Source organism: Gilliamella sp. ESL0254 (assembly GCF_013344985.1).
Lineage (GTDB): Bacteria > Pseudomonadota > Gammaproteobacteria > Enterobacterales > Orbaceae > Gilliamella > Gilliamella bombicola.
The window spans coordinates 127,502-150,397 of sequence record NZ_JAAEDU010000002.1; the positions used below are offsets into that span (position 1 = coordinate 127,502).

The 22,896-nt window shown below is 38.1% G+C and carries 38 protein-coding genes; 2 read left to right on the forward strand and 36 right to left on the reverse strand.

From position 1 onward, the window contains the following. Nucleotides 1-24 precede the first annotated feature (24 nt). From rpsD to iscR, 33 genes are all read right to left on the reverse strand, one after another. Nucleotides 25-645 (reverse strand): 30S ribosomal protein S4, encoded by a 621-nt coding sequence (gene rpsD, locus GYX25_RS07380; RefSeq protein ID WP_065567150.1) that lies wholly within the window; start codon nt 643-645, stop codon nt 25-27. Between the two features lie 44 nt (nt 646-689). Then, on the reverse strand, nt 690-1,079 hold the full coding sequence (rpsK, locus tag GYX25_RS07385) for a 30S ribosomal protein S11 (protein WP_025314405.1): 390 nt from the start codon (nt 1,077-1,079) through the stop codon (nt 690-692). Between the two features lie 15 nt (nt 1,080-1,094). Beyond that, complete coding sequence (rpsM, locus tag GYX25_RS07390; RefSeq protein WP_091347772.1) at nt 1,095-1,451, reverse strand: 30S ribosomal protein S13; 357 nt, start codon at nt 1,449-1,451, stop codon at nt 1,095-1,097. 169 nt (nt 1,452-1,620) lie between these two features. After that, the gene (gene rpmJ / locus GYX25_RS07395; protein WP_025314403.1) at nt 1,621-1,734 is read right to left on the reverse strand and encodes a 50S ribosomal protein L36; all 114 of its coding nucleotides are present in this window, start codon (nt 1,732-1,734) and stop codon (nt 1,621-1,623) included. A 26-nt stretch (nt 1,735-1,760) separates the two neighbouring features. Further along, complete coding sequence (gene secY, locus GYX25_RS07400; RefSeq protein ID WP_091347775.1) at nt 1,761-3,101, reverse strand: preprotein translocase subunit SecY; 1,341 nt, start codon at nt 3,099-3,101, stop codon at nt 1,761-1,763. Nucleotides 3,102-3,109: 8 nt separating this feature from the next. Further along, entirely contained in the window at nt 3,110-3,544 is a 435-nt protein-coding gene (rplO, locus tag GYX25_RS07405) for a 50S ribosomal protein L15 (RefSeq protein ID WP_065586688.1), read from the reverse strand. A gap of 5 nt (nt 3,545-3,549) precedes the next feature. After that, entirely contained in the window at nt 3,550-3,729 is a 180-nt protein-coding gene (gene rpmD / locus GYX25_RS07410) for a 50S ribosomal protein L30 (protein WP_025314400.1), read from the reverse strand. Between the two features lie 6 nt (nt 3,730-3,735). After that, on the reverse strand, nt 3,736-4,236 hold the full coding sequence (gene rpsE / locus GYX25_RS07415) for a 30S ribosomal protein S5 (RefSeq protein WP_025314399.1): 501 nt from the start codon (nt 4,234-4,236) through the stop codon (nt 3,736-3,738). A 14-nt stretch (nt 4,237-4,250) separates the two neighbouring features. Continuing rightward, nucleotides 4,251-4,604, reverse strand: a complete 354-nt coding sequence (rplR, locus tag GYX25_RS07420) for a 50S ribosomal protein L18 (protein ID WP_025314398.1) — start codon at nt 4,602-4,604, stop codon at nt 4,251-4,253. Between the two features lie 9 nt (nt 4,605-4,613). Then, nucleotides 4,614-5,147 carry a 50S ribosomal protein L6 gene (gene rplF, locus GYX25_RS07425; protein ID WP_091347778.1) on the reverse strand — a complete coding sequence of 178 codons (534 nt, stop codon included), beginning with the start codon at nt 5,145-5,147 and terminating at the stop codon, nt 4,614-4,616. 11 nt (nt 5,148-5,158) lie between these two features. Continuing rightward, nucleotides 5,159-5,551, reverse strand: a complete 393-nt coding sequence (gene rpsH / locus GYX25_RS07430; protein WP_065567155.1) for a 30S ribosomal protein S8 — start codon at nt 5,549-5,551, stop codon at nt 5,159-5,161. Between the two features lie 17 nt (nt 5,552-5,568). Beyond that, on the reverse strand, nt 5,569-5,874 hold the full coding sequence (gene rpsN, locus GYX25_RS07435) for a 30S ribosomal protein S14 (RefSeq protein WP_025314395.1): 306 nt from the start codon (nt 5,872-5,874) through the stop codon (nt 5,569-5,571). Between the two features lie 11 nt (nt 5,875-5,885). After that, nucleotides 5,886-6,425: a 50S ribosomal protein L5 gene (gene rplE / locus GYX25_RS07440; RefSeq protein ID WP_065558584.1), complete on the reverse strand. Its 540-nt coding sequence runs from the start codon at nt 6,423-6,425 to the stop codon at nt 5,886-5,888. 17 nt (nt 6,426-6,442) lie between these two features. Next, nucleotides 6,443-6,757 carry a 50S ribosomal protein L24 gene (gene rplX, locus GYX25_RS07445; RefSeq protein ID WP_065561017.1) on the reverse strand — a complete coding sequence of 105 codons (315 nt, stop codon included), beginning with the start codon at nt 6,755-6,757 and terminating at the stop codon, nt 6,443-6,445. A 10-nt stretch (nt 6,758-6,767) separates the two neighbouring features. Beyond that, nucleotides 6,768-7,139: a 50S ribosomal protein L14 gene (gene rplN / locus GYX25_RS07450; RefSeq protein ID WP_025314392.1), complete on the reverse strand. Its 372-nt coding sequence runs from the start codon at nt 7,137-7,139 to the stop codon at nt 6,768-6,770. Between the two features lie 195 nt (nt 7,140-7,334). Then, nucleotides 7,335-7,595 carry a 30S ribosomal protein S17 gene (gene rpsQ, locus GYX25_RS07455; protein ID WP_034911151.1) on the reverse strand — a complete coding sequence of 87 codons (261 nt, stop codon included), beginning with the start codon at nt 7,593-7,595 and terminating at the stop codon, nt 7,335-7,337. Nucleotide 7,596: 1 nt separating this feature from the next. Continuing rightward, nucleotides 7,597-7,788: a 50S ribosomal protein L29 gene (gene rpmC, locus GYX25_RS07460; RefSeq protein ID WP_034902373.1), complete on the reverse strand. Its 192-nt coding sequence runs from the start codon at nt 7,786-7,788 to the stop codon at nt 7,597-7,599. Continuing rightward, nucleotides 7,789-8,199 carry a 50S ribosomal protein L16 gene (gene rplP, locus GYX25_RS07465; protein ID WP_034911153.1) on the reverse strand — a complete coding sequence of 137 codons (411 nt, stop codon included), beginning with the start codon at nt 8,197-8,199 and terminating at the stop codon, nt 7,789-7,791. A 12-nt stretch (nt 8,200-8,211) separates the two neighbouring features. Further along, nucleotides 8,212-8,949: a 30S ribosomal protein S3 gene (rpsC, locus tag GYX25_RS07470; RefSeq protein WP_065557248.1), complete on the reverse strand. Its 738-nt coding sequence runs from the start codon at nt 8,947-8,949 to the stop codon at nt 8,212-8,214. A 14-nt stretch (nt 8,950-8,963) separates the two neighbouring features. Next, a complete protein-coding gene (gene rplV, locus GYX25_RS07475; RefSeq protein ID WP_034947997.1) occupies nt 8,964-9,296 on the reverse strand; it encodes a 50S ribosomal protein L22 in 333 nt (110 codons plus the stop codon). Nucleotides 9,297-9,309: 13 nt separating this feature from the next. Next, nucleotides 9,310-9,588 carry a 30S ribosomal protein S19 gene (gene rpsS, locus GYX25_RS07480; RefSeq protein WP_024496505.1) on the reverse strand — a complete coding sequence of 93 codons (279 nt, stop codon included), beginning with the start codon at nt 9,586-9,588 and terminating at the stop codon, nt 9,310-9,312. A gap of 19 nt (nt 9,589-9,607) precedes the next feature. Further along, entirely contained in the window at nt 9,608-10,432 is an 825-nt protein-coding gene (gene rplB / locus GYX25_RS07485) for a 50S ribosomal protein L2 (protein ID WP_091347782.1), read from the reverse strand. An 18-nt stretch (nt 10,433-10,450) separates the two neighbouring features. Then, the gene (gene rplW, locus GYX25_RS07490) at nt 10,451-10,753 is read right to left on the reverse strand and encodes a 50S ribosomal protein L23 (RefSeq protein ID WP_034885052.1); all 303 of its coding nucleotides are present in this window, start codon (nt 10,751-10,753) and stop codon (nt 10,451-10,453) included. Continuing rightward, complete coding sequence (rplD, locus tag GYX25_RS07495) at nt 10,750-11,352, reverse strand: 50S ribosomal protein L4 (protein ID WP_065586696.1); 603 nt, start codon at nt 11,350-11,352, stop codon at nt 10,750-10,752. Before rplD ends, rplW begins: the two co-directional genes overlap by 4 nt. Nucleotides 11,353-11,368: 16 nt before the next feature. Next, on the reverse strand, nt 11,369-11,995 hold the full coding sequence (rplC, locus tag GYX25_RS07500; protein ID WP_065558577.1) for a 50S ribosomal protein L3: 627 nt from the start codon (nt 11,993-11,995) through the stop codon (nt 11,369-11,371). Nucleotides 11,996-12,026: 31 nt separating this feature from the next. Continuing rightward, a complete protein-coding gene (gene rpsJ / locus GYX25_RS07505; protein ID WP_006120582.1) occupies nt 12,027-12,338 on the reverse strand; it encodes a 30S ribosomal protein S10 in 312 nt (103 codons plus the stop codon). Nucleotides 12,339-12,704: 366 nt separating this feature from the next. After that, nucleotides 12,705-13,043, reverse strand: coding sequence for an ISC system 2Fe-2S type ferredoxin (gene fdx / locus GYX25_RS07510; protein WP_160403062.1), 339 nt, complete (start codon nt 13,041-13,043; stop codon nt 12,705-12,707). A 14-nt stretch (nt 13,044-13,057) separates the two neighbouring features. Next, a complete protein-coding gene (hscA, locus tag GYX25_RS07515) occupies nt 13,058-14,917 on the reverse strand; it encodes a Fe-S protein assembly chaperone HscA (RefSeq protein ID WP_174787086.1) in 1,860 nt (619 codons plus the stop codon). A 36-nt stretch (nt 14,918-14,953) separates the two neighbouring features. After that, on the reverse strand, nt 14,954-15,472 hold the full coding sequence (gene hscB / locus GYX25_RS07520) for a Fe-S protein assembly co-chaperone HscB (RefSeq protein WP_091347794.1): 519 nt from the start codon (nt 15,470-15,472) through the stop codon (nt 14,954-14,956). 15 nt (nt 15,473-15,487) lie between these two features. Next, the gene (gene iscA / locus GYX25_RS07525; RefSeq protein WP_091347797.1) at nt 15,488-15,811 is read right to left on the reverse strand and encodes an iron-sulfur cluster assembly protein IscA; all 324 of its coding nucleotides are present in this window, start codon (nt 15,809-15,811) and stop codon (nt 15,488-15,490) included. Beyond that, complete coding sequence (iscU, locus tag GYX25_RS07530) at nt 15,811-16,197, reverse strand: Fe-S cluster assembly scaffold IscU (RefSeq protein ID WP_065586702.1); 387 nt, start codon at nt 16,195-16,197, stop codon at nt 15,811-15,813. Before iscU ends, iscA begins: the two co-directional genes overlap by 1 nt. A gap of 15 nt (nt 16,198-16,212) precedes the next feature. Continuing rightward, nucleotides 16,213-17,427: an IscS subfamily cysteine desulfurase gene (locus GYX25_RS07535; RefSeq protein ID WP_091347800.1), complete on the reverse strand. Its 1,215-nt coding sequence runs from the start codon at nt 17,425-17,427 to the stop codon at nt 16,213-16,215. A 44-nt stretch (nt 17,428-17,471) separates the two neighbouring features. Continuing rightward, nucleotides 17,472-17,927, reverse strand: a complete 456-nt coding sequence (iscR, locus tag GYX25_RS07540) for a Fe-S cluster assembly transcriptional regulator IscR (RefSeq protein WP_091347802.1) — start codon at nt 17,925-17,927, stop codon at nt 17,472-17,474. Between the two features lie 162 nt (nt 17,928-18,089). On the opposite strand from iscR, the gene sltY reads away from it, so the two are divergent. Continuing rightward, entirely contained in the window at nt 18,090-20,030 is a 1,941-nt protein-coding gene (gene sltY, locus GYX25_RS07545) for a murein transglycosylase (protein WP_174787087.1), read from the forward strand. Between the two features lie 11 nt (nt 20,031-20,041). After that, on the forward strand, nt 20,042-20,326 hold the full coding sequence (gene trpR / locus GYX25_RS07550) for a trp operon repressor (RefSeq protein ID WP_202112706.1): 285 nt from the start codon (nt 20,042-20,044) through the stop codon (nt 20,324-20,326). Nucleotides 20,327-20,372: 46 nt separating this feature from the next. Here the strand turns inward: trpR and robA are convergent, their stop codons facing one another. The 3 genes from robA to GYX25_RS07565 all read right to left on the reverse strand — a co-directional run bounded on the left by robA (nt 20,373) and on the right by GYX25_RS07565 (nt 22,746). Beyond that, entirely contained in the window at nt 20,373-21,296 is a 924-nt protein-coding gene (gene robA, locus GYX25_RS07555; protein WP_091347812.1) for an MDR efflux pump AcrAB transcriptional activator RobA, read from the reverse strand. A gap of 96 nt (nt 21,297-21,392) precedes the next feature. Beyond that, a complete protein-coding gene (nfuA, locus tag GYX25_RS07560) occupies nt 21,393-21,974 on the reverse strand; it encodes a Fe-S biogenesis protein NfuA (protein ID WP_180214359.1) in 582 nt (193 codons plus the stop codon). Nucleotides 21,975-22,074: 100 nt separating this feature from the next. Beyond that, a complete protein-coding gene (locus tag GYX25_RS07565) occupies nt 22,075-22,746 on the reverse strand; it encodes a phosphoribosyltransferase family protein (protein WP_174787088.1) in 672 nt (223 codons plus the stop codon). Nucleotides 22,747-22,896: the final 150 nt, after the last annotated feature.

The following is a 22,896-nucleotide window of genomic DNA, read 5'->3' on the forward strand; positions in this document are numbered from 1 at the left end:
ATGTCCTCTCTTAAGTGCTAAACTTTACTTAGAGTAAAGTTCGACGATCAAATGTTCGTTGATGTCAGCAGATAAATCTGAACGTTCTGGTAAGCGTTTAAACACACCTTCCATTTTGCTAGCATCAACTTCTAACCATGTTGGTTTTTCACGTTGTTCAGCTAGCTCTAAAGCGGCTTTAATACGTGCTTGTTTTTTTGATTTTTCGCGAACACTAATCACATCTTCAGGTGAAACTTGATAAGATGCAATGTTCACAACGCGACCATTAACAAGAACAGCTTTATGACTAACTAATTGACGAGCTTCAGCGCGAGTTGCACCAAATCCCATGCGATAAACAACGTTATCTAAGCGACGTTCTAAAAGACCAAGTAGGTTTTCACCAGTGTTGCCTTTAATACGCGCTGCACTTTTGTAGTAATTACGGAATTGACGTTCTAAAATTCCATAAATACGTCTAACTTTTTGTTTTTCACGTAACTGAACACCATAATCGGATAAACGCGGTTTACGCGCACCATGCTGTCCAGGAGCTTGTTCTAATTTACATTTACTATCAACCGCTCGGACGCCAGATTTAAGGAATAAATCTGTACCTTCACGACGACTTAATTTGAGCTTTGGTCCCAAATATCTTGCCATTTTATTTCTCCAATAATCCTAAACATTCAATGTTTAATAAAAAATTAAACACGACGTTTCTTTGGTGGACGACAACCGTTATGAGGAATCGGAGTAACATCAGTAATGTTAGTGATGCGATAACCCGCCGCATTTAATGCACGAATTGTTGACTCACGACCAGGACCAGGTCCTTTAACCATAACTTCCAGATTCTTAATTCCGTAATCTTTGACGGCTTCAGCACAACGTTCTGCGGCCACTTGAGCTGCAAAAGGTGTTGATTTACGAGAGCCACGGAAACCAGAACCACCAGCGGTTGCCCAACCTAACGCATTACCTTGACGATCGGTAATAGTTACGATTGTATTGTTGAATGATGCATGAATATGAGCTATACCATCAGAAACTTGCTTTTTTACACGTTTACGTGTACGAACAGGTGTCTTTGCCATTTAATTATACCTCAATTATTTCTTGATTGGCTTACGCGGTCCCTTACGGGTACGAGCGTTAGTCTTTGTGCGTTGACCACGGACTGGAAGTCCACGACGGTGACGCATGCCACGATAACAACCAAGGTCTAATAAACGCTTGATACTCATAGTTACTTCACGACGTAAATCACCTTCAACTGTGAATTTAGCGACTTGTTCACGTAACTTTTCAATCTGATCTTCAGATAGTTCTCTGATCTTCACATGTTCAGCAATACCCGCTTCAGCACAAATTGTCTTAGCGCGAGTACTTCCGATACCATAAATCGCTTGTAAAGCAATTACAGCATGTTGTTGATCAGGAATGTTAATGCCTGCTATACGGGCCACTATGCACTCCTTTATTGTTAATGTTTAGTGAATTCACCATACTGAAAAGCCCGTTTTCAGGATACTCAAACAGTGAATTCACAAATAAATCTAGGCTGGCTATTCTAGCCAGCTTTACTATACTTTGGCAAGTAAAATATGCAAAAGCACAACTTTTCAGTTAAATAAATTAACCTTGACGTTGCTTGTGTTTACCTTCAACGCAAATAACACGAACGATGCCATTACGTTTGATGATTTTACAATTTCTGCATAATTTCTTGACTGAAGCACGAACTTTCATGTTTTTCTCCGTAACTTCTGGCTAACTTATCGGCCGTAGCCTTTAAGGTTCGCTTTCTTTAACACTGACTCATAACGATTTGGCATCATTAAAGTCTGTACTTGTGCCATAAAATCCATGATTACAACAACAACGATTAATAAAGATGTTCCGCCAAATTGAACAGGAACTTTCATCGCACTTGTCATAAACATTGGAACCAAACATACAAAAGTAATGTAGATTGCGCCAATTAGCGTTAAACGAGTCATTACTTTGTCAATATACTTAGATGTTTGTTCACCTGGACGAATACCTGGAATAAATGCACCAGATTTTTTAAGCTGATCCGCTGTTTCTCTAGGATTGAAAACCAATGCTGTATAGAAGAAACAGAAGAAAATAATCGCTACTGCAAAAAAGATTATGTATAACGGTTGATCATGAGAGAAATATTGATTGATAAGCACCATAATATATCTCCATCCTTCACCATCTCCTTGGAACCAAGCAGCCATCATTGATGGTAACATAGCAATTGTTGAAGCAAATATTGCAGGAATAACGCCTGCCATATTAATCTTTAATGGTAAATGCGTACTTTGCGCAGCGTAAACACGACGACCTTGCTGGCGTTGCGCATAATTAACAACAATTCGTCGTTGACCACGCTCAACAAACACAACAAAATAAGTAACACCAATAACTAATGCAGCAACAACTAATAATAAAATCGGATGCAATGAACCAGAGCGAGCTTGTTCAATTGTTTCATAAATAGCATGAGGAAGACTTGCCACGATACCTGCAAAGATAATGATTGAAATACCATTACCTACACCTCGTTCAGTGATCTGCTCACCCAACCACATAAGAAACATAGTGCCAGTAACTAAGCTAACCGATGCAATAAAATAGAAAGAAAATCCTGGATTAATCACAACTTTACCATAATCAGGAATATTCGGTAAACTAGTCGCAATACCAACAGCCTGTATAATCGCTAAAGCTAATGTGCCATAACGAGTGTACTGACTAATTTTTTTACGACCAGATTCACCTTCTTTCTTTAATTCTGCTAATTTAGGGCTAATTGCCGTTAATAACTGCACAATGATTGATGCAGAAATATAAGGCATTATCCCTAAAGCAAAAATTGAAGCACGGCTTAAAGCACCACCAGAGAACATATTGAACATACCCACAAGACCATTTGATGATGCTCGTGTTAGTAAGTCCGATAACGCTTTAGTATCAATACCAGGAACAGGAATGTAAGAACCAAGACGAAAAACAATAAGCGCTAAAAGCACAAACATCAAACGCCTTTTGAGTTCACCACTGCCACCTCGTGCACTTTGAAAATCTAATCCTGGTTGCTTTGCCATCTTTCTACTTATTCCTCAATTTTTCCGCCAGCAGCTTCAATTGCAGCTTTAGCACCTTTAGTTACACGAATACCACGAACAGTTACTGGTTTAGTTACTTCACCAGATAACATGATTTTTGCATATTCAATTTGTGAGTTAATCACATTTGCAACTTTTAAGCTATTTAGGTCAACAATATCGCCTTCAACTTTCATTAGATCTGAAAGACGAACTTGAGCTGTAACTTGAGCTTTACGAGAGGTAAAACCAAATTTAGGTAAACGACGATATAAAGGCATTTGACCACCTTCAAAGCCGCGACGAACGCCACCGCCTGAACGAGATTTTTGACCTTTAACACCACGAGTACCTGTTTTACCTAGACCAGAACCGATTCCTCGGCCTAGACGTTTTGGTGCATGCTTTGAACCTTCAGCAGGAGATAAAGTATTTAAACGCATTACTATTACTCCTCTACTTTAACCATGTAATAAACTTGGTTTACCATACCGCGAATCGCAGGTGTATCTTCACGCTCAACAGTATGACCAATACGACGTAATCCAAGACCAACTAACGTCGCTTTATGCTTCGGTAGACGACCAATAGAACTACGGGTTTGTGTAATTTTAATTGTTTTTGCCATGGCTAATTACCCCAAAATTTCTTCGACGGTTTTACCACGCTTAGCAGCAACCATTTCAGGTGATTTCATATTTTCTAAGCCATCAATTGTTGCACGAACCACATTAATTGGGTTAGTAGAACCATATGCCTTAGCTAAAACGTTACGAACACCTGCAACTTCTAAAACAGCACGCATTGCACCACCGGCGATAATACCAGTACCTTCTGACGCTGGTTGCATATAAACACGAGAACCTGTGTGAGCACCTTTAACAGGATGCTGTAAAGTATCGTTATTTAAAGCAACGTTAATCATGTTGCGACGTGCTTTTTCCATTGCTTTTTGAATTGCTGCTGGCACTTCACGTGCTTTACCATATCCAAAACCTACGCGGCCATTACCGTCACCAACAACTGTTAGTGCAGAAAAACTAAAAATACGACCACCTTTTACGGTTTTAGAAACTCGGTTAACTGCGATTAGTTTTTCCTGCAGTTCACCAGCTTGTTTTTCGATGTTTGACATCTTTAACTCCTACCTTAGAACTGTAGGCCAGCTTCGCGAGCAGCATCTGCTAGCGCCTGAACTCGACCATGATATTGGAAACCCGAACGATCAAATGAAACTTCTTTGATATCTTTCGCTAATGCACGTTCAGCAATTGCTTTACCAACCGCTGCTGCTGCATCTTTGTTTCCGGTGTATTTTAAACTTTCACTGATAGCTTTTTCTAATGTAGAAGCGGCTGCCAGTACTTCTGATCCGTTTGGTGCGATAATCTGCGCATAAATATGACGCGGAGTACGGTGAACTACTAAGCGAGTTGCAAGTAGTTCATGCATCTTGCGACGCGCTTTAGTTGCACGACGGATACGAGCTGATTTCTTATCCATAGTGTTACCTTACTTTTTCTTAGCTTCTTTAGTACGCACAACTTCATCTGCGTAACGAACACCTTTACCTTTATAAGGCTCAGGACGACGATAAGCACGGATATCAGCAGCTACTTGTCCAATTAACTGTTTATCAGCACTTTTTAGTACGATTTCAGTTTGAGAAGGACATTCAGCTGTTACACCTGCAGGTAATTGATGTTCAATTGGATGTGAATATCCAAGAGATAAACCAATTGCATTACCTTTTACTTGTGCACGATAACCGACACCAACTAGCTGAAGTTTTTTAGTAAAACCTTCAGTAACACCAATGACCATTGAATTAATCAATGCACGAGCAGTACCAGCTTGAGCCCAAGCATCTGCAAATCCATCACGAGGAGCAAATTTAATTTGACCTTCTTCTTGATTAATCACAACAGCATCATTTATTGTGCGAGATAACTCGCCATTTTTACCTTTAATCGTAATTACCTGACCATTGAGTTTTACCTCTACGCCAGCAGGAACAACGACAGGTGCTTTTGCAACACGAGACATCTTTTTCTCCCTTACGCTACGTAGCAGATAATTTCACCACCAAGACCTGCTTGGCGTGCTGCACGATCAGTCATAACACCTTTAGAAGTAGAAACAACTGCAATACCTAGTCCAGCCATAACTTTTGGCAATTCATCTTTACGTTTATAAATACGTAAACCTGGACGGCTAACACGTTTGATACTTTCTACAACAGCTTTACCTTGGAAATATTTTAAAGTGATTTCCAATTCTGGCTTAGTGTCACCAACAACTTTATAGTCCCCAATATAACCTTCTTCTTTTAGCACATTGGCAATTGCCACTTTTAGCTTAGAGGAAGGCATGGTGACTGCAACTTTATTCGCAGATTGACCGTTACGAATACGGGTCAACATATCTGCTATAGGATCTTGCATGCTCATCTATAACACTCCCCTGATTACCAACTTGCCTTTTTAAGACCAGGAATCTCACCACGCATGGCTGACTCACGAACCTTAATACGGCTTAAACCAAACTTACGAAGGACGCCATGAGGACGACCAGTTTGACGACAACGACGACGTTGACGTGATGGACTAGAATCACGAGGAAGCGTTTGCAATTTAAGCACTGCATTCCAACGATCTTCATCTGATGCATTAAGATCAGAGATAATCGCTTTTAATTCTTGACGCTTTGCAAAATATTTTTCTGCTAGCTTTACGCGTTTCTTATCGCGTTCAATCATTGATTGTTTAGCCATTATGCCCTACCTTACTTACGAAATGGGAAGTTAAAGGCAGATAATAAAGCTCGGCCTTCTTCATCTGATTGTGCACTTGTTGTGATAGTAATATCTAAACCACGAACACGATCAACTTTATCATAATCGATTTCAGGGAAAACGATTTGCTCACGAACACCCATGCTATAGTTACCACGACCATCAAAAGATTTTGCGCTTAAACCACGAAAATCTCGAGTACGAGGAAGAGCAATATAAACTAGACGTTCAAAAAATTCCCACATACGTTCGCCACGTAAAGTGACTTTACAACCAATAGGATACCCTTGACGGATTTTAAAACCAGCAACTGATTTGCGTGCTTTTGTGACAAGTGGTTTTTGACCACTGATTGCAGCTAAATCTGCAACCGCATTATCTAATAATTTCTTATCAGTAATTGCTTCACCCACACCCATATTCAAGGTGATCTTTTCGATCCGAGGGACTTGCATGACAGATTTGTAGCCAAACTGTTCTTGCAGTTTATTTACTACCTGTGCTTTGTAGTAATCATGCAGTTTCGCCATCGTACACTCCAAATTACTTAATTGATTAATTCATTAGTAGACTTATAAAAACGGACTTTTTTACCGTCTTCAATACGAAAGCCTACGCGATCTGCTTTGCCTGTAGCTGGGTTGAAAATTGCTACGTTAGAAACATTAATTGCTGCTTCTTTTTCAACAATTCCACCTTCTTGATTTAATGCAGGTACTGGTTTTTGATGTTTTTTCACCAAATTAATACCTTCAACAATCACTTTGCCTGTAGACAAAACGCTTTTTACTTTACCGCGTTTACCTTTATCTTTACCGGTTAACACGATAACTTCATCTTCTCGACGGATTTTCGCTGCCATTACCCGCTCCTTACAGTACTTCTGGTGCTAATGAAATGATCTTCATAAACTTCTCAGAACGAAGTTCACGAGTGACCGGTCCAAAAATACGCGTACCAATCGGTTGCTCACTGTTATTGTTTAAGATAACACAAGCGTTACGATCGAAACGAATGACAGATCCATCAGGGCGACGAACACCTTTTCTAGTGCGCACTACAACAGCTTTAAGCACATCACCTTTTTTAACTTTACCACGTGGAATTGCTTCTTTAATGGTAACTTTGATGATATCACCAACCGCTGCATAACGACGGTGCGATCCACCGAGAACTTTGATACACATTACACTACGTGCGCCAGAGTTATCGGCAACATCTAGCCTTGTCTGTTCTTGGATCATTTTAATGCTCCGTATAAATAAATTATTGTCTAATCTACCTTCATCCACCTCAACTACCATGGATAAGAATAGACAACCAAAAACCCACTTACGTGAGGGCGCATAGTATAACACCACTCAAATAAAATGGATAGCATAAAATAAACGGCCACTCAGCCGTTTATTATATTATGTACAGTTTTTAATCAAAAAAGATTAGATAACTGCTTTTTCAACGATTCGAACAAGAGTCCAAGATTTGGTTTTTGATAATGGACGACACTCTTTAATTTCTACAGTATCACCAATACCACACTCGTTGTTTTCATCATGTACATGCAATTTAGTCGTACGTTTAATGAACTTACCATATAACGGATGCTTCACTTTACGTTCAATAGCAACAGTAATAGATTTATCCATTTTGTCGCTAATAACACGACCTTGCTGAGTACGAATTTTTACTTCAGTAGTCATATTACGCACCCGCCTTCTCAGTTAATAACGTTTTAACACGTGCAATATTACGACGCACTTGTTTTAACATATGAGTCTGTGTTAACTGACCTCCAGCTAATTGCATACGTAAGTTAAATTGCTCACGTAATAAATTAAGAAGTTCAGTATTTAACTCTTCAACGCTTTTTTCGCGTAGCTCTTTTGCTTTCATTTACATCACCGTCTTAATCACAAAGGTGGTTTTAATTGGCAGTTTTGCAGCTGCCAACGCAAATGCTTCACGAGCAACTTCTTCCGGTACACCGTCCATTTCATAAAGGACTTTACCTGGTTGAATCTGAGCAACCCAGTATTCAACGTTACCCTTACCTTTACCCATACGCACTGCAAGTGGTTTTTCGGTAATTGGTTTATCAGGGAAAACTCGAATCCAGATTTTACCTTGACGCTTAACTGCACGAGTCATTGCACGACGTGCTGCTTCGATCTGGCGCGCAGTCAAACGACCACGACCTACAGCCTTAAGACCGAATGTACCGAAACTAACATCAGTACTTACAGCAAGACCACGATTGCGGCCCTTGTGCACTTTACGGAATTTTGTACGCTTTGGTTGTAACATCAGCGACGCTCCTTATTGTTTTCGGCCTTTTCGCTGCTTTTTCGGTTGAGCAGCAGGTTGTTTTTCTGCTTGTTCAACGGCAGCCATACCACCAAGGATCTCACCTTTGAAGATCCACACTTTAACACCAATAATACCATAGGTAGTTAATGCTTCAGACAAACCATAGTCGATGTCCGCTCGTAATGTGTGTAAAGGTACACGACCTTCACGATACCATTCGCTACGAGCAATTTCAGCGCCGCCTAAACGACCACTTACTTCAACTTTGATACCTTTAGCACCCGCCTTCATTGCATTTTGAACCGCACGTTTCATAGCACGACGGAACATAACACGGCGTTCTAATTGAGAAGTGATACTATCAGCAACTAATTTTGCATCAAGTTCTGGTTTACGAACTTCAGCAATATTAATTTGTACTGCAACATCACGTTTTTCTCTTTTGTCTTTATATTTATTGACAATAGAAGCTACGGCATTACGTAATTTTTCAACGTCCTCGCCTTTTTTACCAATCACAATACCCGGACGAGCAGTGTGGATAGTAATACGAACGTTAGTTTCTGCTGAACGATCGATCACAATCTTAGAGATTGACGCTTGAGCTAATTCTTTATTCAAGAACTGACGCACTCTAAAATCACTTTCTAAATTATCAGCGAATGTCTTTGTACCCGAATACCATGTAGATGTCCAAGGCTTGACGATGCCTAAACGGATACCATTTGGATTTACTTTTTGACCCATTGCTATTCTCCAGCCTAGCGATCTGAAACGATCACGGTGATGTGACTCGTACGCTTCAAAATTCGATCTGCACGACCTTTCGCACGAGGCATAATACGCTTCATGGTTGGGCCTTCATCTACGAAAATTTTCGCAACTTTTAGATCATCAATATCAGCACCATCGTTATGCTCTGCATTAGCAATAGCAGACTCTAATACTTTTTTAACAAGTACAGCCGCTTTTTTATTGGTGTACGTTAAAATATCTAGTGCCTGAGACACATTCTTACCGCGAACAAGATCTGCAACTAAGCGAACTTTTTGTGCAGAAGAACGAGCGTGGCGGTACTTTGCAATTGTTTCCATCTCTTTCTCCTACTTATTTCTTCTTAGCTTTCTTATCAGCCGCATGGCCGCGATAAGTACGAGTCGGCGCGAATTCACCCAATTTATGACCAACCATTTCGTCGGAAACATAAACTGGAACGTGCTGACGACCATTATGGACAGCGATGGTCAAACCGATCATGTTAGGAAAGATCGTTGAACGACGGGACCAAGTACGAATTGGTTTCTTGTCCCCGCTTTCCACCGCTTTCTCTACCTTCTTCAGCAAGTGTAGGTCAATAAAAGGACCCTTCTTGAGAGAACGTGGCATAGCTAATCCTCTATATTAATTATTTCTTATTGCGACGGCGAACAATATACTTATCAGTACGTTTGTTGCTACGCGTTTTCAATCCTTTGGCTTTTTGACCCCATGGAGACACAGGATGTTTACCAAAGTTACGACCTTCACCACCACCATGTGGATGGTCTACCGGGTTCATTGCTGTACCACGAACAGTAGGACGAATACCACGCCAACGCGATGCACCCGCTTTACCTAATACGCGAAGCATATGCTCTGAGTTACCCACTTCACCAACAGTGGCGCGGCAATCAGATAATACTTTACGCATTTCACCTGAACGTAGACGTAATGTTACATAAGCACCATCACGCGCAACGATTTGAACATAACTACCAGCAGAGCGAGCAAGTTGTCCGCCTTTACCTGGTTTCATTTCAATATTATGCACGGTAGAACCGACTGGAATATTGCGCATTGGTAAACAGTTACCTGTTTTAATCGATGCATCAACACCAGATTGGATCTGATCACCTGCTTTTAAGCCTTTAGGCGCTAAAATATAACGACGTTCACCGTCTTTATATAAAACCAATGCAATATTTGCACTACGGTTTGGATCATATTCCAAACGTTCAACAACTGCTGGAATACCATCTTTATTACGCTTAAAATCGACAATACGATAATGTTGTTTATGACCACCACCGATATGACGGGTAGTGATACGACCATTATTATTGCGACCACCAGTTTTGCTTTTTGAATCAAGCAACGGTGCATAAGGCTTACCTTTATGCAACTCTGGGTTAACCACTTTAACAACGTGGCGACGACCCGGAGATGTAGGTTTACACTTAACAACTGCCATTGTTCTTACTCCTCCGAATTACTCAGCGACGCCAGCAAGGTCTAAATTTTGACCTTCTGCTAAAGTAACGTAAGCTTTTTTCCAGTCGCTACGGCGACCGATTTGTTGACCACGACGTTTAACTTTGCCTTTAACAACAAGAGTATTAACGTCATCTACTTTAACTTCAAATAGTTGTTCAACTGCGGCTTTAATCTCTCTCTTAGTAGCATCTTTAGCAACTTTCAATACTAATGTATTTGTTTTTTCCATTGAAATAGATGCTTTTTCAGAAACATGTGGTGCTCGCAGGACTTTAAGCAGACGCTCTTCACGAATCATGCTAACATCTCCTCTACTTGTTTAACAGCATCAACAGTGATAACCACTTTGTCAAATGCAATCAAACTAACTGGATCAATACCTGCCACATCACGCACATCAACTTTATGCAAGTTGCGTGCTGCTAAGAAAAGATTTTCATCAACTTCAGATGCGATAATAAGAACATCATTAAGGTTCATATCATTTAATTTCTGAGTTAATAATTTAGTCTTAGGTGCTTCAACAGTAAATGTTTCAACCACAACTAAACGTTCTTGACGCACTAATTCAGAGAAAATACTCTTTAATGCACCACGATACATTTTACGGTTAACTTTTTGGCTATGATCTTGCGGTTTTGCTGCAAATGTCACACCACCACTACGCCAAATTGGGCTCTTAACAGAACCTGCACGAGCACGACCTGTGCCTTTTTGACGCCATGGTTTTTTGCCTGAACCAGCGATTTCTGCACGAGTTTTTTGTGCGCGAGAACCTTGACGAGCAGCAGATGCATAAGCAACAACTACTTGATGAACTAACGCTTCATTAAACTCACGTCCGAAGGTAGTTTCGGAAACAGAAAGCGCTTGCGCGTCTTTTACTACTAATTCCATCTCTATCTCCTCGACGTTAAGCCTTGATTGCCGGTTTAACAATTACGTCACTATTGATTGCGCCAGGAACTGCACCTTTAATTAATAAAAGATTACGTTCAGCATCAACACGTACAATATCTAAGTTTTGAACGGTTACACGTTCATTACCTAAGTGACCTGCCATTTTACGACCTTTGAACACTTTACCTGGAGTTTGGTTTTGACCGATAGAGCCATGACCACGGTGTGCCAAAGAGTTACCATGAGTTGCATCTTGAGTACGGAAATTCCAACGCTTAGTTACGCCAGCAAAACCTTTACCTTTAGATGTTCCAGTAACATCAACTTTTTTAACGTCTGTGAAAATATCAACGTTAATACTTTGACCTACAGTAAATTCGCCTTCTTCAAAACGGAATTCCCATAGACCACGACCAGCTTCAACGCCAGCCTTAGCGAAATGACCTGCTTCAGGCTTGTTTACGCGACTTGCTTTTTTGCTGCCAGTAGTAACCTGAATAGCTTGATAACCATCATTCTCAAGTGTTTTAACTTGAGTAACACGGTTGCTTTGAACTTCAACTACGGTGACAGGAATAGAAACACCCTCTTCGGTAAAGATGCGTGTCATTCCTACTTTACGACCGATTAAACCAATCATTGTTTCGACCTCTCAATCATTCAGCTCAGGATTAACCTAAACTGATCTGCACATCAACACCGGCAGCAAGATCTAGACGCATTAAAGCATCAACTGTTTTTTCAGTTGGCTCAACGATATCAACTAGACGTTTATGAGTGCGAATTTCGTATTGATCACGCGCATCTTTATTAACGTGCGGAGAAATCAATACAGTAAAACGCTCTTTGCGTGTCGGTAATGGAATAGGACCACGAACTTGCGCACCAGTGCGCTTCGCAGTTTCTACAATTTCAGCAGTTGATTGATCAATCAAACGATGATCAAACGCTTTTAACCGGATACGGATTCTTTGGTTCGACATGGACCAGAGCTCCATTATTTAAAAGTTATAACAAAAGACTACTCCTCTTGCCCTGTTTCGATTGACAGGAGAGTGTAATCCGTTCTTTTTCGTAACCCCCAAATCGGGAGTATTGTTGATATAATTAGCTATTTTCTACATAACAATTATATCTTTTCATCATTTGCTTATATAAAGGCAATAAACAAAGTGGATGGATTATACTCCTTTAGTTAACTAACGGCAAGAAATAAATACAGGTATTTGGGTTTAAAAATAAAGCGTTTTTTCTGGTTAGTGATTTACCAACATCAGATTTTAATCATCTAACCAGATTTAATATTTATTTTATATAGTGAGGTAATCATTCGTCATCATGATAACGAGTTAATGATCTTCTTTGGCGTGATTAAGGCTATATCTCGGAATCTCGACCTCTAGATCTTGATTCGTAACGCGAGCTTGACAACTTAAACGGCTATGTGGTTCAACACCCCAAGCTTTGTCTAACATGTCGTCTTCTTGCTCATCACTTTCGTCTAAAGAATCGAACCCCTTGCGAACAATACAGTGGCATGTAGAACAAGCACATGACATTTCACACGCATGCTCAATTTCAATATCATTGCGCAATGCCACTTCTAAAATAGATTCGCCTTCTTGTGCCTCAACAGTTTTTCCATCTGGGCAAAGATCGGCATTCGGTAAAAAAGTAATTTTTGGCATAATAATCTCGTTAGTTAAATATCATCAATTTTATGACCAGTTAAAGCATGACGAATAGACCTATCCATTCGCTTGGCAGCAAAATCTTGTGTCACGTTATCTACAATTTTTATTTGCTTTTCAATTGCGTAACTATTATCTGATTCACTCGCTACTTGTAATTGATGCTTAGCTGCTAAAATCAGGTTCAGTTCCTTTTCATTTAATAAGTCAGCATCTTTATCTAAGGCACTTTGTAAGCTTTCAAGCACTCTAGCAGCCTCAACTTTTTGTTCAGCAAGCATTCGAATCTGTTTATCTTGCTCTGCATTACTGATTGAATCTTGAATCATATCAGCAATTTCATTATCAGTTAATCCATATGAAGGTTTTACTTGGATAGTGGCTTCAATACCCGTCGATTTTTCCATTGCTGTAACATTTAATAAACCATCAGCATCAACTTGAAAAGTCACCCTAATGTGCGCACCACCAGCCGGCATTGGTGGGATACCTTGCAATGTAAAACGAGCCAACGATCGACAGTCAGCAACACTTTCGCGTTCTCCTTGTAAAACATGAATCATCATCGCTGTTTGACCATCTTTAAAAGTGGTGAATTCTTGAGCCCTTGCACACGGAATCGTGCTATTACGTGGAATGATTTTTTCAACCAATTCGCCCATGATTTCAATGCCTAACGACAATGGGATCACATCAAGTAATAACATCTCTGAATCAGGCTTATTTCCAACCAAAATATCAGCTTGAATAGCTGCACCAATGGCAACTACTTTATCCGGATCAATAGAGGTTAATGGATTCGTTTTGAAATAATGTCCCACTGATTCTCTTACTAATGGCACTCGAGTAGAGCCACCAACCATAACAACTTCAACCACTTCATCTACACTAATCTCGGCATCTTTTAACGCTCGGCGACAAACGGCTAAAGTACGTTTAACCAATGGCTCAATTAATTGTTGAAATTGCTGGCGGGTAATAGTCAACGACTGATTATCAATCGACAATACAGCCGAATCTTGACGACTCAGTAAAATCTTTATTTCAGTCGCTTGGTTACTAATTTTTTGATTAATGTAAGGGTCTTTATTATTAACTAATCCTAATTCCCTCTTTATATAGTCAGCCAGTAACCGATCAAAATCATCACCACCAAGTGCAGAATCACCACTGGTTGCTAAGACTTCAAAAACACCTTTATTTAACCGCAAAATAGAAATATCAAAAGTACCACCACCTAAATCATAAACAGCGATAACCCCTTCCTTTCCTGAATCTAAACCATAGGCAATCGCAGCTGCTGTAGGCTCATTGAGTAAACGCAGTACATGCAAGCCAGCTAATTTTGCAGCATCTTTTGTTGCTTGCCGTTGTGCATCATCAAAATAAGCCGGCACGGTAATAACAACCCCATCAATTTCACCTTGCAAACTCTCTTTTGCTCGCTCAGCTAAAGCGGTGAGAATTTCTGATGAAACTTGTATTGGATTGACTTGATCATTAGGCAAATTTAATAAAGGAACACCATTTTCAGTTTGTGAAAAAGTATAAGGAAAATGTGATAAATCTATATCAGATAAACTTCGCCCCATTAATCGCTTAATAGAACTGACAGTATTTTGCGGATCATTAACGGCATTGTCTTTGGCATTTTTTCCAATCGTAATAATGGGGTTATCATCATGATCAACACCATAATGCACAACGGATGGTAACAATGAATTACCTTCTAAATCAGGCAATACCTCTGCTTGTCCGCTTCTAACTGTTGCTACTAATGAATTAGTTGTGCCAAGATCAATCCCCACCGCAAGGCGACGCTGATGTGGTAAAGGAGTTTGCCCTGGTTCACTGATCTGTAATAATGCCATTTAATCTATCTCTATCGATACGTTACTTATTTTAAATTATAAATCAAATTGCTTTTCTTGTAACTTTTCGATTTGCTCAATCAACCTAGCAAGATAGCGGATTTTATAGATCTGGTTAAGTGCAGTTGACCAATCTTGTTTAGCAATAAATTGTAATAATTCATTATAAACGGTATTTTGACGCGCAATAATTTCAGCATGAAAATCATCTAATAACTCAAAATTACCTTTGCTTTCGATATCATCAAGTCTTTCACGTAAAACAAATTGCTCCATTAAAAAATCGGCATCATGAATAATATTTTGTTCAGTTGCCACATCAAAACCTTGTAGAGATAAAAAATACTCGGCCGCTTTGATTGGATTTTTTAACGTACGGTAACCATCATTAATGGTTGCAGATTTTTGAACAATTGCCACTTTATCGTTATCGGTTGCAACGGCAAAATTATCTGGATGATATTGCCTTTGCAATTGCTGATAATGATTTGTTAGCTCAGCGGTATTCACAGGTAATTGAACCGGCAAATTAAATAGCTCAAAGTAATTAACCATAATTATTGTGTCCAATTACACATTAAAGCTTTCACCACAACCACATTCGTGTTGTACATTGGGATTATTAAACTTGAAACCTTCGTTTAATCCTTCTTTAACAAAATCAAGTTCAGTACCATCAATATAGACTAAGCTCTTTTTGTCGACGATAACTTTGACATGTTTGTCTTCAAAGACACTATCATCATCATTAATCACATCGGCAAACTCTAAAACATACGCCATACCAGAACAACCGGATGTTTTAACACCTAATCGTAGCCCAACACCTTTTCCTCGATTAGTAAGGAAAGCTTGGACACGATCAGCTGCGCTATGAGTCAATGTGATTGCCATTAGCGTTGTCCTTTTTTGGTTTTATAGTCTTCAATAGCTGCTTTAATTGCATCTTCCGCTAAAATCGAACAATGAATTTTAACTGGAGGTAAAGCAAGTTCTTTAGCAATATCCGTATTTTTGATAGCTCCTGCTTCGTCTAATGATTTACCTTTTATCCATTCAGTAACCAAAGAACTTGATGCAATGGCACTACCACAACCATAAGTTTTAAACTTAGCATCTTCAATAATGCCGTTATCATTCACTTTAATTTGTAGACGCATCACATCCCCACACGCTGGTGCGCCAACCATACCGCTACCAACATTAGGATCATTTTGATCAAATGAACCAACATTACGAGGATTTTCATAATGATCAACAACTTTTTCACTATATGCCATAATTTACTCCTAATTTTAATGTGCTGACCATTTAATTTTTGTTAAATCAACGCCATCTTTAAACATTTCCCAAAGTGGCGATAAGTCTCTTAATTTTTCAATAGATTCTTTAATTAATTTAATAACATAATCTATTTCTTCTTCTTTGGTGAAACGACCAATAGAAAAACGAATTGAACTGTGAGCAAGCTCATCATTCAGACCTAATGCTCTAAGTACATAAGAGGGTTCCAAACTTGCAGATGTGCAAGCTGAGCCAGATGAAACAGCTAAATCTTTTAAAGCCATCATCAATGATTCACCTTCAATATAAGCAAAGCTCACATTTAAGATATTTGGCACACTGTGCTCTAAAGATCCATTAAGATAGACTTCTTCGATATCTTTTAAACCATTCCATAAACGATTTTTTAAGGCTAATAAGCGTGGCATTTCGGTTGCCATCTCTTCTTTAGCGATACGATATGCTTCGCCCATACCCACAATTTGGTGTACAGGTAAAGTGCCTGATCGCATCCCACGTTCATGACCACCACCATGCATTTGTGCTTCAATGCGCACACGTGGTTTGCGCCTTACATAAAGCCCACCAATACCTTTTGGACCATAAATCTTATGACCCGAAAATGACATTAAATCAACTTTTAATTTAGTCACATCAATGGGTAATTTACCAACCGATTGTGTTGCATCAACATGAAAAACAATACCACGCTCACGACACATCTCACCAATTTTTTCGATGTCTTGTATTACGCCTGTTTCATTATTGACGTGCATAATTGATACAACGGTTGTATCACTACGCATTGCTGCTGCAAGTTTATCTAGATTGATTATACCATTAGATTCTGGTGCTAAATAAGTTACTTCATAGCCTTCTCGCTCAAGTTGGCGACAAGTATCAAGCACAGCCTTATGTTCGGTTTTACAAGTAATAATGTGCTTACCTTTGGCTTGATTAAAATGAGCAGCACCTTTGATTGCTAAATTATCCGCTTCTGTTGCACCTGACGTAAAAACGATTTCGCGCGAATCTGCTCCGATAAGATCAGCTATTTGATTACGTGCAATATCAACTGCTTCTTCAGCTTGCCAACCAAATTTGTGGGAACGAGATGCTGGATTACCAAATATACCGTCTGGCGTTAAATATTGCATCATTTTTTCAGCAACTCTAGGATCTACAGGGGTTGTCGCTGCATAATCCATATAAATAGGTAGTTTCATTAATTACTCCCAATGACAAATTCTGTATTGTATATTGTATTTTATTAATTAATTTGAAGGTGTTGTATATTACTTTGTCGACTAGCTACGGCTTTAACTTCTTTATTATTGACCAGTTCACTCAATGTAATGCTCGTTAAAAAGTCCTCAATTCGTTCACTTAAATCATTCCATAGTGTATGAGTTAAACACCTAACACCGCCTTGGCATCCATCTTGCCCATGACATTTCGTTGCATGGACTGTCTCATCGACAGCTTTAACAATTGAACTAATAGCAATTTGATCCATAGAACGACTCAGAATATAACCTCCGCCTGGACCTCTGACACTTAGAACCAAACCATTTTTTCGTAATCGAGCAAACAATTGTTCCAGATAAGAAAGTGAAATTTCTTGACGCTCTGAAATATCAGCAAGTGATACCGGTCCTGAATCAGCGTGCAGAGCAACATCAAGCATTGCCGTCACCGCATATCGTCCTTTAGATGTCAGTTTCATTGATTATTCCCCTATATTTATTAATACTTATTGTATATATCCTTTTAATTTAGTCAAGTATTTAGTTGAGTGTTTTAGTAGGAATTAGGCTGTAGTTCATCATCGACGAATCATAGCTTAATATGCTAATCTAATAAAATGAGTTCTGATAAGGATTAAAGGATGAAATTAGTTTTACATTATTTTTTAATAATAGGCCTACTGTTCACCAGTAACACTTACGCCACTGATTCTCAAAAGGCTTTACGAGAACATTATCAAAAATGGCTTAATTCTTATCAATCACTGACTTTTGAAGAACAGCAAACATTGCTTACTACCATAAAAGATTATCCTTTATACCCTTATGCTGCCATGCAGTTTTTTCAGAATAATATTAGATTAGTTTCACCACAAATGGTAAGTGATTTTGTCAACCAATACAGTGATTTTCCGCTAACGGCTTCACTAACACAATCTTATCTAACGGAATTAAGTAATCGTCAAGATTGGAATGCAATCATTTCGTTTCCCAAAGATAACTCCACACTCTCTAATTGTCGCTATCAATATGCATTACTACAGCAAGGAAATAACGAAGCGGCATTTAGCGCTATTGAATCACTTTGGATGACCAGCAAAGAACTTCCTTCTGCGTGCGATCCATTACTTGATGCATGGGATCAAGTAGGTAAGCTAACAGCCAATTTAGTACTATCACGTATTGAACTAGCTATTGAAGCAAATAATTTAAAATTAGCCAGACATCTAGCTAACTTACTTGATGACAACTACAAAACAATCAAAAGTAATTTACTAGCTGTACTTGATAATCCTAAAAAATTAGAAAGTTTTTCAAAAAATATTAAAGCTAGCCCTTTCACTAAAAAGATTGTCTTAGCATCATTTCCTCGCTTAGTAAAAGCAGATATGAATTTAGCTGCATCACTATTGCCAAAATTGGTTAAACAGCAGGCTTTAAATGAAGTGGAGCAAGTTACATTACAAAAAAGTTTGGCTAACAGTTACTTTAATGATTCTGCAACTGATGAACAAATTAAATGGCGTGATAACTATATTGCCAAATATCATGATACAACATTAGTCGAAAAGCGTATTCGACTTGCTATCGATAACTATAACTTTACTGATATTGCTTATTGGATAGCACAATTATCGCCAGAAGATCAATTAAAAGAAGAGTGGCAATATTGGCAAGCTCGAGTATTACTCAATAAAAATCAAAAAAATGAAGCTAACCAAATTTTACAAACACTAACAACTAAACGTGGATTTTATGGCATGATAAGTGCACAAACACTTAACCAGCCTTATTCGCTCAACAACCAATCTGAAAAGATTACACCATCTGAAATATCAACACTAAAGTCTAAATATGATAATCAACCCTATGTAAAAAGAATTAACGAATTATATTATTTTGGTATGGTGTCAGAATCAAGCAACGAATGGCGATATATGTTAAATAAGCAAACCAACAAAAATGAATATTTAGCATTAGCTCAATATGCCTTACAAAAAGGCTGGGGTGATCTTAGTATTCAAGCAACTATTGTTGGCAAGCTTTGGAATAATTGGAGTGAACGTTTACCAATTATGTACAAAGACTTATATAACAACGCATTAAAAGATAAAGCGATCGCATTATCCTATGCTTTAGCTATTTCTCGTCAAGAAAGTGCACTTGATACTACCGTCAAATCACCTGCAGGTGCTCGAGGATTAATGCAATTAATGCCGGCTACAGCCAAAGAAACAGCAAAAAAAGTTAATTCAGTCACTTATGTTTCATCTGCACAATTGTTTGACCCTCAAACGAATATACAGCTAGGTACTTCCTATCTAAACACTGTGTATCTGCAAAACGATAATAATCGTATATTATCTTCAGCAGCTTATAATGCAGGTCCAAATAACGTTAAACGCTGGTTAAAAGCGAGTGACGGAAAACTTGATGCTATCGCATTTATTGATAGTATACCGTTTACTGAAACGCGTAATTATGTCAAAAATGTATTGGTATATGACTATATTTATCAAATAATTTTAGGGCAAAAAAATGTCAGTATTCTTACTTCAAATGAATTTAATAAACAATATTAATGGTGATTCTAATGAAAACTAACGAATGGAAACAAACAGTTGAAATATTACACCAAGCATTTAACGATGGCTATTCACTTGATATATTGAAACTATTAATGACCGCTGATGAGCGCGATGCTTTAATTACTCGTGTAAAAATTGTACATTCACTACTTGATGGTTCAATCAATCAGCGACAACTTAAAGAGCAATTGAAAATTGGTATTGCAACAGTCACTAGAGGATCTAATAGCCTTAAAGAAGCGACGCCTGAATTCAAAAAATGGTTAGAAAATATTTTATTAAAATCATAAATTTAAATAAACCAGTCAATATCTATCAACAAATTGGTATATTTCGTTATAACGATGAATTTGATTGGATATTGACATCACTTTCAGCCACAACCGGCACACAATAATCACACTCCATATGTGTGATATCCTTAACCGACTCAGCGGTACCATCATGATGGTTATGATGAATTTCAATTACACAACTAGAGCTACGCAAACGTACTTTTAAAGCTGGCATAGCGGCTAAATGCACTTGCGAAATAAAATCACAAAACTCATCAGGAGAGCCAATATATTTAAAACAAAGATACAATCCCCCTTCACTTACAACCTGTTCAATATTTTCAAGATTATTATTATGATCTAAAGCGATAGTATAAAGAAGCTCTTGTTCATTAGCATTATCTTTGCTTTTCAATATACGGCTAAAAGCATAAATTTTGTCGGGTAGATTTTCACACTTATGGTTACAACGAGATATATAATTATAAAAAAATTGCGTTCTTAGTTTATTTTCTTCATCTAATAATTGACTCAAATTACAATTATTCTTAAAGGTAATGCCCCAAAAAGTTTTTTGAGGCATATTCACAAACTTTGGCTCGGGCAATGAAAGCCGGTTTTTATTAAGCTCAATAGCCGGTGTTAACCCTGTAGGATCCCAAAATTCCCCCCGACGGTAACTTGCTGGAGTTTCATTGAATTGTTTTTTAAAAGATCGGGTAAAAGTTTGCTGGGAATCAAAACGATATTGCATCGCAATATCTAAAATTGGTTTACTTGTCATACGCAAAGCAAGTGCGGCATAAGTTAAACGACGATGGCGAATATAAGTACCAAGAACTTGACCGGTTACATCTTTAAACATACGTTGTAAATGCCACTTAGAATAGCCTGATTTTTGTGCAACATGATCAATAGATAATGGCTGTTCCAAATTTTTTTCAATCCAAACGATAAGATCTGAAATAATACTAACTTGATTCATAAAACTCCATCACAATATCAAATGGCAAACGTTTATCGATTATGACTTAATCTTAGTAATAAGCAAGGTTTAAATAAAAATTATTTCCAGCTATTTCTAACAAAAAGAATGCGCTCCTGCTTGATGTTCAGTGATATCTTTTACACCAGCCAGTTCAGGAAACTCTGCCATTAATTGTTTTTCAATACCTTCTTTCAAAGTATAATCGACCATTGAACAACCATTACAACCACCACCAAATTGTAATATAACGTAATTATCTTCGGTCAACTCAACTAAACTCACATGCCCACCGTGGCTAGCTAATTGTGGGTTAACCTGTGCTTGAATTGCATAATTAACACGCTCAATGAGTGGTGCATCATCTGCCACTTTTTTCATTTTTGAATTTGGTGCTTTTAATGTTAATTGCGAACCTAATTCATCCGTCACATAATCGATAACGGTCTCTTCTAAAAATGGCGCACTAATTTCATCGATATAAACTGAAAAATCAGCATATTTTTCTTCTATATCGCCATCTTCTACTGTATCAGCCGGACAATACGAAACACCACATTCTGCGCTTGGCGTACCGGGGTTAATAACAAATACCCGAATTTGAGTTCCATCGGGTTGATTAGCAAGCAATTTTTTAAAGTGCTGTTGAGCTGATTCAGAAATAGTGATAATAGACATAACCCCTCACTTCAATGTAATTAGGCAATAAACAGACCTAACATCATTTATAATAATAGTTGACTAACTTTCTTGGTTATTATAGAGGGTGTTTAGGATTTTACAATACTGTACGGCATAAACAAAGGACATAAACTCGTATTGCACCGCATTTTTTCAGTTGCTGGCTAATGACATTAATTGTATTACCCGTTGTAACAATATCATCAATAAGCATCACCGATTTATTTGAAAGATCTTGGTGGCACATAAAAAGCGTTTCGACATTAGCGATTCGTTCGGTAAGAGTCAGATTTTTTTGGTCTAGCCCACTTTTCTTTCGAGACAACAAATGAGGATCAAAGTCACGATTTAACCATCTAGCAATAGGCTTGGCTAATAACTCAGATTGATTAAAACCACGCGACCAATAACGAATATGATGTAACGGCACACAAGTGACCAAATCAGGTTTAATTAAAGCATCCATTTCTCGCCGTTGATACCAAGCCAAAAACATTAATCTTGCTAATGCCGTATTTAGTTCAATTTTGTTATAAAATTTTAAATGATGAATCAACTTTTTCAGCGGATTAATATATTCAGAAACGGCAATAAGCTCATCCCAGTACGGTTTTTTTACACGGCAACGATAACATATATCAGTTGATAAAGAATGCGGCAAACAGCACTGATGACAGACCTTATTAAATTTAGGTAGATTTTTAACGCATTGACTACAAATACCATGATGAGGCAAAGATAAAGGCATATCACATAAAATGCATCGCATAGTATCACATACTTATTTGTAAAAAGAATTTTAGGTAATATGACGTTTCAATATAAAAACTGAAGTCATAAAAAAACATTTTTTATAAACCACTGACTTTTGTTTTTCTTATCAAGAAAGACAAATATAATAGAGCAAACTAATCTTGTA

What these genes read in the sequence shown, in the direction of transcription:
- rpsD (WP_065567150.1), bottom strand. Translation starts at nt 645, where the DNA reads ATGGCAAGATATTTGGGACCAAAGCTCAAATTAAGTCGTCGTGAAGGT.
- rpsK (WP_025314405.1), bottom strand. Translation starts at nt 1,079, where the DNA reads ATGGCAAAGACACCTGTTCGTACACGTAAACGTGTAAAAAAGCAAGTT.
- rpmJ (WP_025314403.1), bottom strand. Translation starts at nt 1,734, where the DNA reads ATGAAAGTTCGTGCTTCAGTCAAGAAATTATGCAGAAATTGTAAAATC.
- secY (WP_091347775.1), bottom strand. Translation starts at nt 3,101, where the DNA reads ATGGCAAAGCAACCAGGATTAGATTTTCAAAGTGCACGAGGTGGCAGT.
- rplO (WP_065586688.1), bottom strand. Translation starts at nt 3,544, where the DNA reads ATGCGTTTAAATACTTTATCTCCTGCTGAAGGTTCAAAGCATGCACCA.
- rpmD (WP_025314400.1), bottom strand. Translation starts at nt 3,729, where the DNA reads ATGGCAAAAACAATTAAAATTACACAAACCCGTAGTTCTATTGGTCGT.
- rpsE (WP_025314399.1), bottom strand. Translation starts at nt 4,236, where the DNA reads ATGTCAAACATCGAAAAACAAGCTGGTGAACTGCAGGAAAAACTAATC.
- rplR (WP_025314398.1), bottom strand. Translation starts at nt 4,604, where the DNA reads ATGGATAAGAAATCAGCTCGTATCCGTCGTGCAACTAAAGCGCGTCGC.
- rplF (WP_091347778.1), bottom strand. Translation starts at nt 5,147, where the DNA reads ATGTCTCGTGTTGCAAAAGCACCTGTCGTTGTTCCTGCTGGCGTAGAG.
- rpsH (WP_065567155.1), bottom strand. Translation starts at nt 5,551, where the DNA reads ATGAGCATGCAAGATCCTATAGCAGATATGTTGACCCGTATTCGTAAC.
- rpsN (WP_025314395.1), bottom strand. Translation starts at nt 5,874, where the DNA reads ATGGCTAAACAATCAATGATTGAACGCGATAAGAAACGCGTAAAGCTA.
- rplE (WP_065558584.1), bottom strand. Translation starts at nt 6,425, where the DNA reads ATGGCGAAACTGCATGATTACTACAAAGCACAGGTAGTAAATAAACTG.
- rplX (WP_065561017.1), bottom strand. Translation starts at nt 6,757, where the DNA reads ATGGCAGCGAAAATCCGTCGAGAAGATGAAGTTATCGTGTTAACCGGT.
- rplN (WP_025314392.1), bottom strand. Translation starts at nt 7,139, where the DNA reads ATGATCCAAGAACAGACAAGGCTAGATGTTGCCGATAACTCTGGCGCA.
- rpsQ (WP_034911151.1), bottom strand. Translation starts at nt 7,595, where the DNA reads ATGACTACTGAAGTAAAAATTCGTACTCAGCAAGGTCGTGTTATTAGC.
- rpmC (WP_034902373.1), bottom strand. Translation starts at nt 7,788, where the DNA reads ATGAAAGCAAAAGAGCTACGCGAAAAAAGCGTTGAAGAGTTAAATACT.
- rplP (WP_034911153.1), bottom strand. Translation starts at nt 8,199, where the DNA reads ATGTTACAACCAAAGCGTACAAAATTCCGTAAAGTGCACAAGGGCCGC.
- rpsC (WP_065557248.1), bottom strand. Translation starts at nt 8,949, where the DNA reads ATGGGTCAAAAAGTAAATCCAAATGGTATCCGTTTAGGCATCGTCAAG.
- rplV (WP_034947997.1), bottom strand. Translation starts at nt 9,296, where the DNA reads ATGGAAACAATTGCAAAGTACCGCCACGCTCGTTCTTCTGCACAAAAA.
- rpsS (WP_024496505.1), bottom strand. Translation starts at nt 9,588, where the DNA reads ATGCCACGTTCTCTCAAGAAGGGTCCTTTTATTGACCTACACTTGCTG.
- rplB (WP_091347782.1), bottom strand. Translation starts at nt 10,432, where the DNA reads ATGGCAGTTGTTAAGTGTAAACCTACATCTCCGGGTCGTCGCCACGTT.
- rplW (WP_034885052.1), bottom strand. Translation starts at nt 10,753, where the DNA reads ATGATTCGTGAAGAGCGTCTGCTTAAAGTCCTGCGAGCACCACATGTT.
- rplD (WP_065586696.1), bottom strand. Translation starts at nt 11,352, where the DNA reads ATGGAATTAGTAGTAAAAGACGCGCAAGCGCTTTCTGTTTCCGAAACT.
- rplC (WP_065558577.1), bottom strand. Translation starts at nt 11,995, where the DNA reads ATGATTGGTTTAATCGGTCGTAAAGTAGGAATGACACGCATCTTTACC.
- rpsJ (WP_006120582.1), bottom strand. Translation starts at nt 12,338, where the DNA reads ATGTCGAACCAAAGAATCCGTATCCGGTTAAAAGCGTTTGATCATCGT.
- fdx (WP_160403062.1), bottom strand. Translation starts at nt 13,043, where the DNA reads ATGCCAAAAATTACTTTTTTACCGAATGCCGATCTTTGCCCAGATGGA.
- hscA (WP_174787086.1), bottom strand. Translation starts at nt 14,917, where the DNA reads ATGGCATTATTACAGATCAGTGAACCAGGGCAAACTCCTTTACCACAT.
- hscB (WP_091347794.1), bottom strand. Translation starts at nt 15,472, where the DNA reads ATGGTTAATTACTTTGAGCTATTTAATTTGCCGGTTCAATTACCTGTG.
- iscA (WP_091347797.1), bottom strand. Translation starts at nt 15,811, where the DNA reads ATGGCAATCACATTGACTCATAGCGCAGCTGATCGTGTCCAAGCTTTC.
- iscU (WP_065586702.1), bottom strand. Translation starts at nt 16,197, where the DNA reads ATGGCATATAGTGAAAAAGTTGTTGATCATTATGAAAATCCTCGTAAT.
- GYX25_RS07535 (WP_091347800.1), bottom strand. Translation starts at nt 17,427, where the DNA reads ATGAAACTACCTATTTATATGGATTATGCAGCGACAACCCCTGTAGAT.
- iscR (WP_091347802.1), bottom strand. Translation starts at nt 17,927, where the DNA reads ATGAAACTGACATCTAAAGGACGATATGCGGTGACGGCAATGCTTGAT.
- sltY (WP_174787087.1), top strand. Translation starts at nt 18,090, where the DNA reads ATGAAATTAGTTTTACATTATTTTTTAATAATAGGCCTACTGTTCACC.
- trpR (WP_202112706.1), top strand. Translation starts at nt 20,042, where the DNA reads ATGAAAACTAACGAATGGAAACAAACAGTTGAAATATTACACCAAGCA.
- robA (WP_091347812.1), bottom strand. Translation starts at nt 21,296, where the DNA reads ATGAATCAAGTTAGTATTATTTCAGATCTTATCGTTTGGATTGAAAAA.
- nfuA (WP_180214359.1), bottom strand. Translation starts at nt 21,974, where the DNA reads ATGTCTATTATCACTATTTCTGAATCAGCTCAACAGCACTTTAAAAAA.
- GYX25_RS07565 (WP_174787088.1), bottom strand. Translation starts at nt 22,746, where the DNA reads ATGCGATGCATTTTATGTGATATGCCTTTATCTTTGCCTCATCATGGT.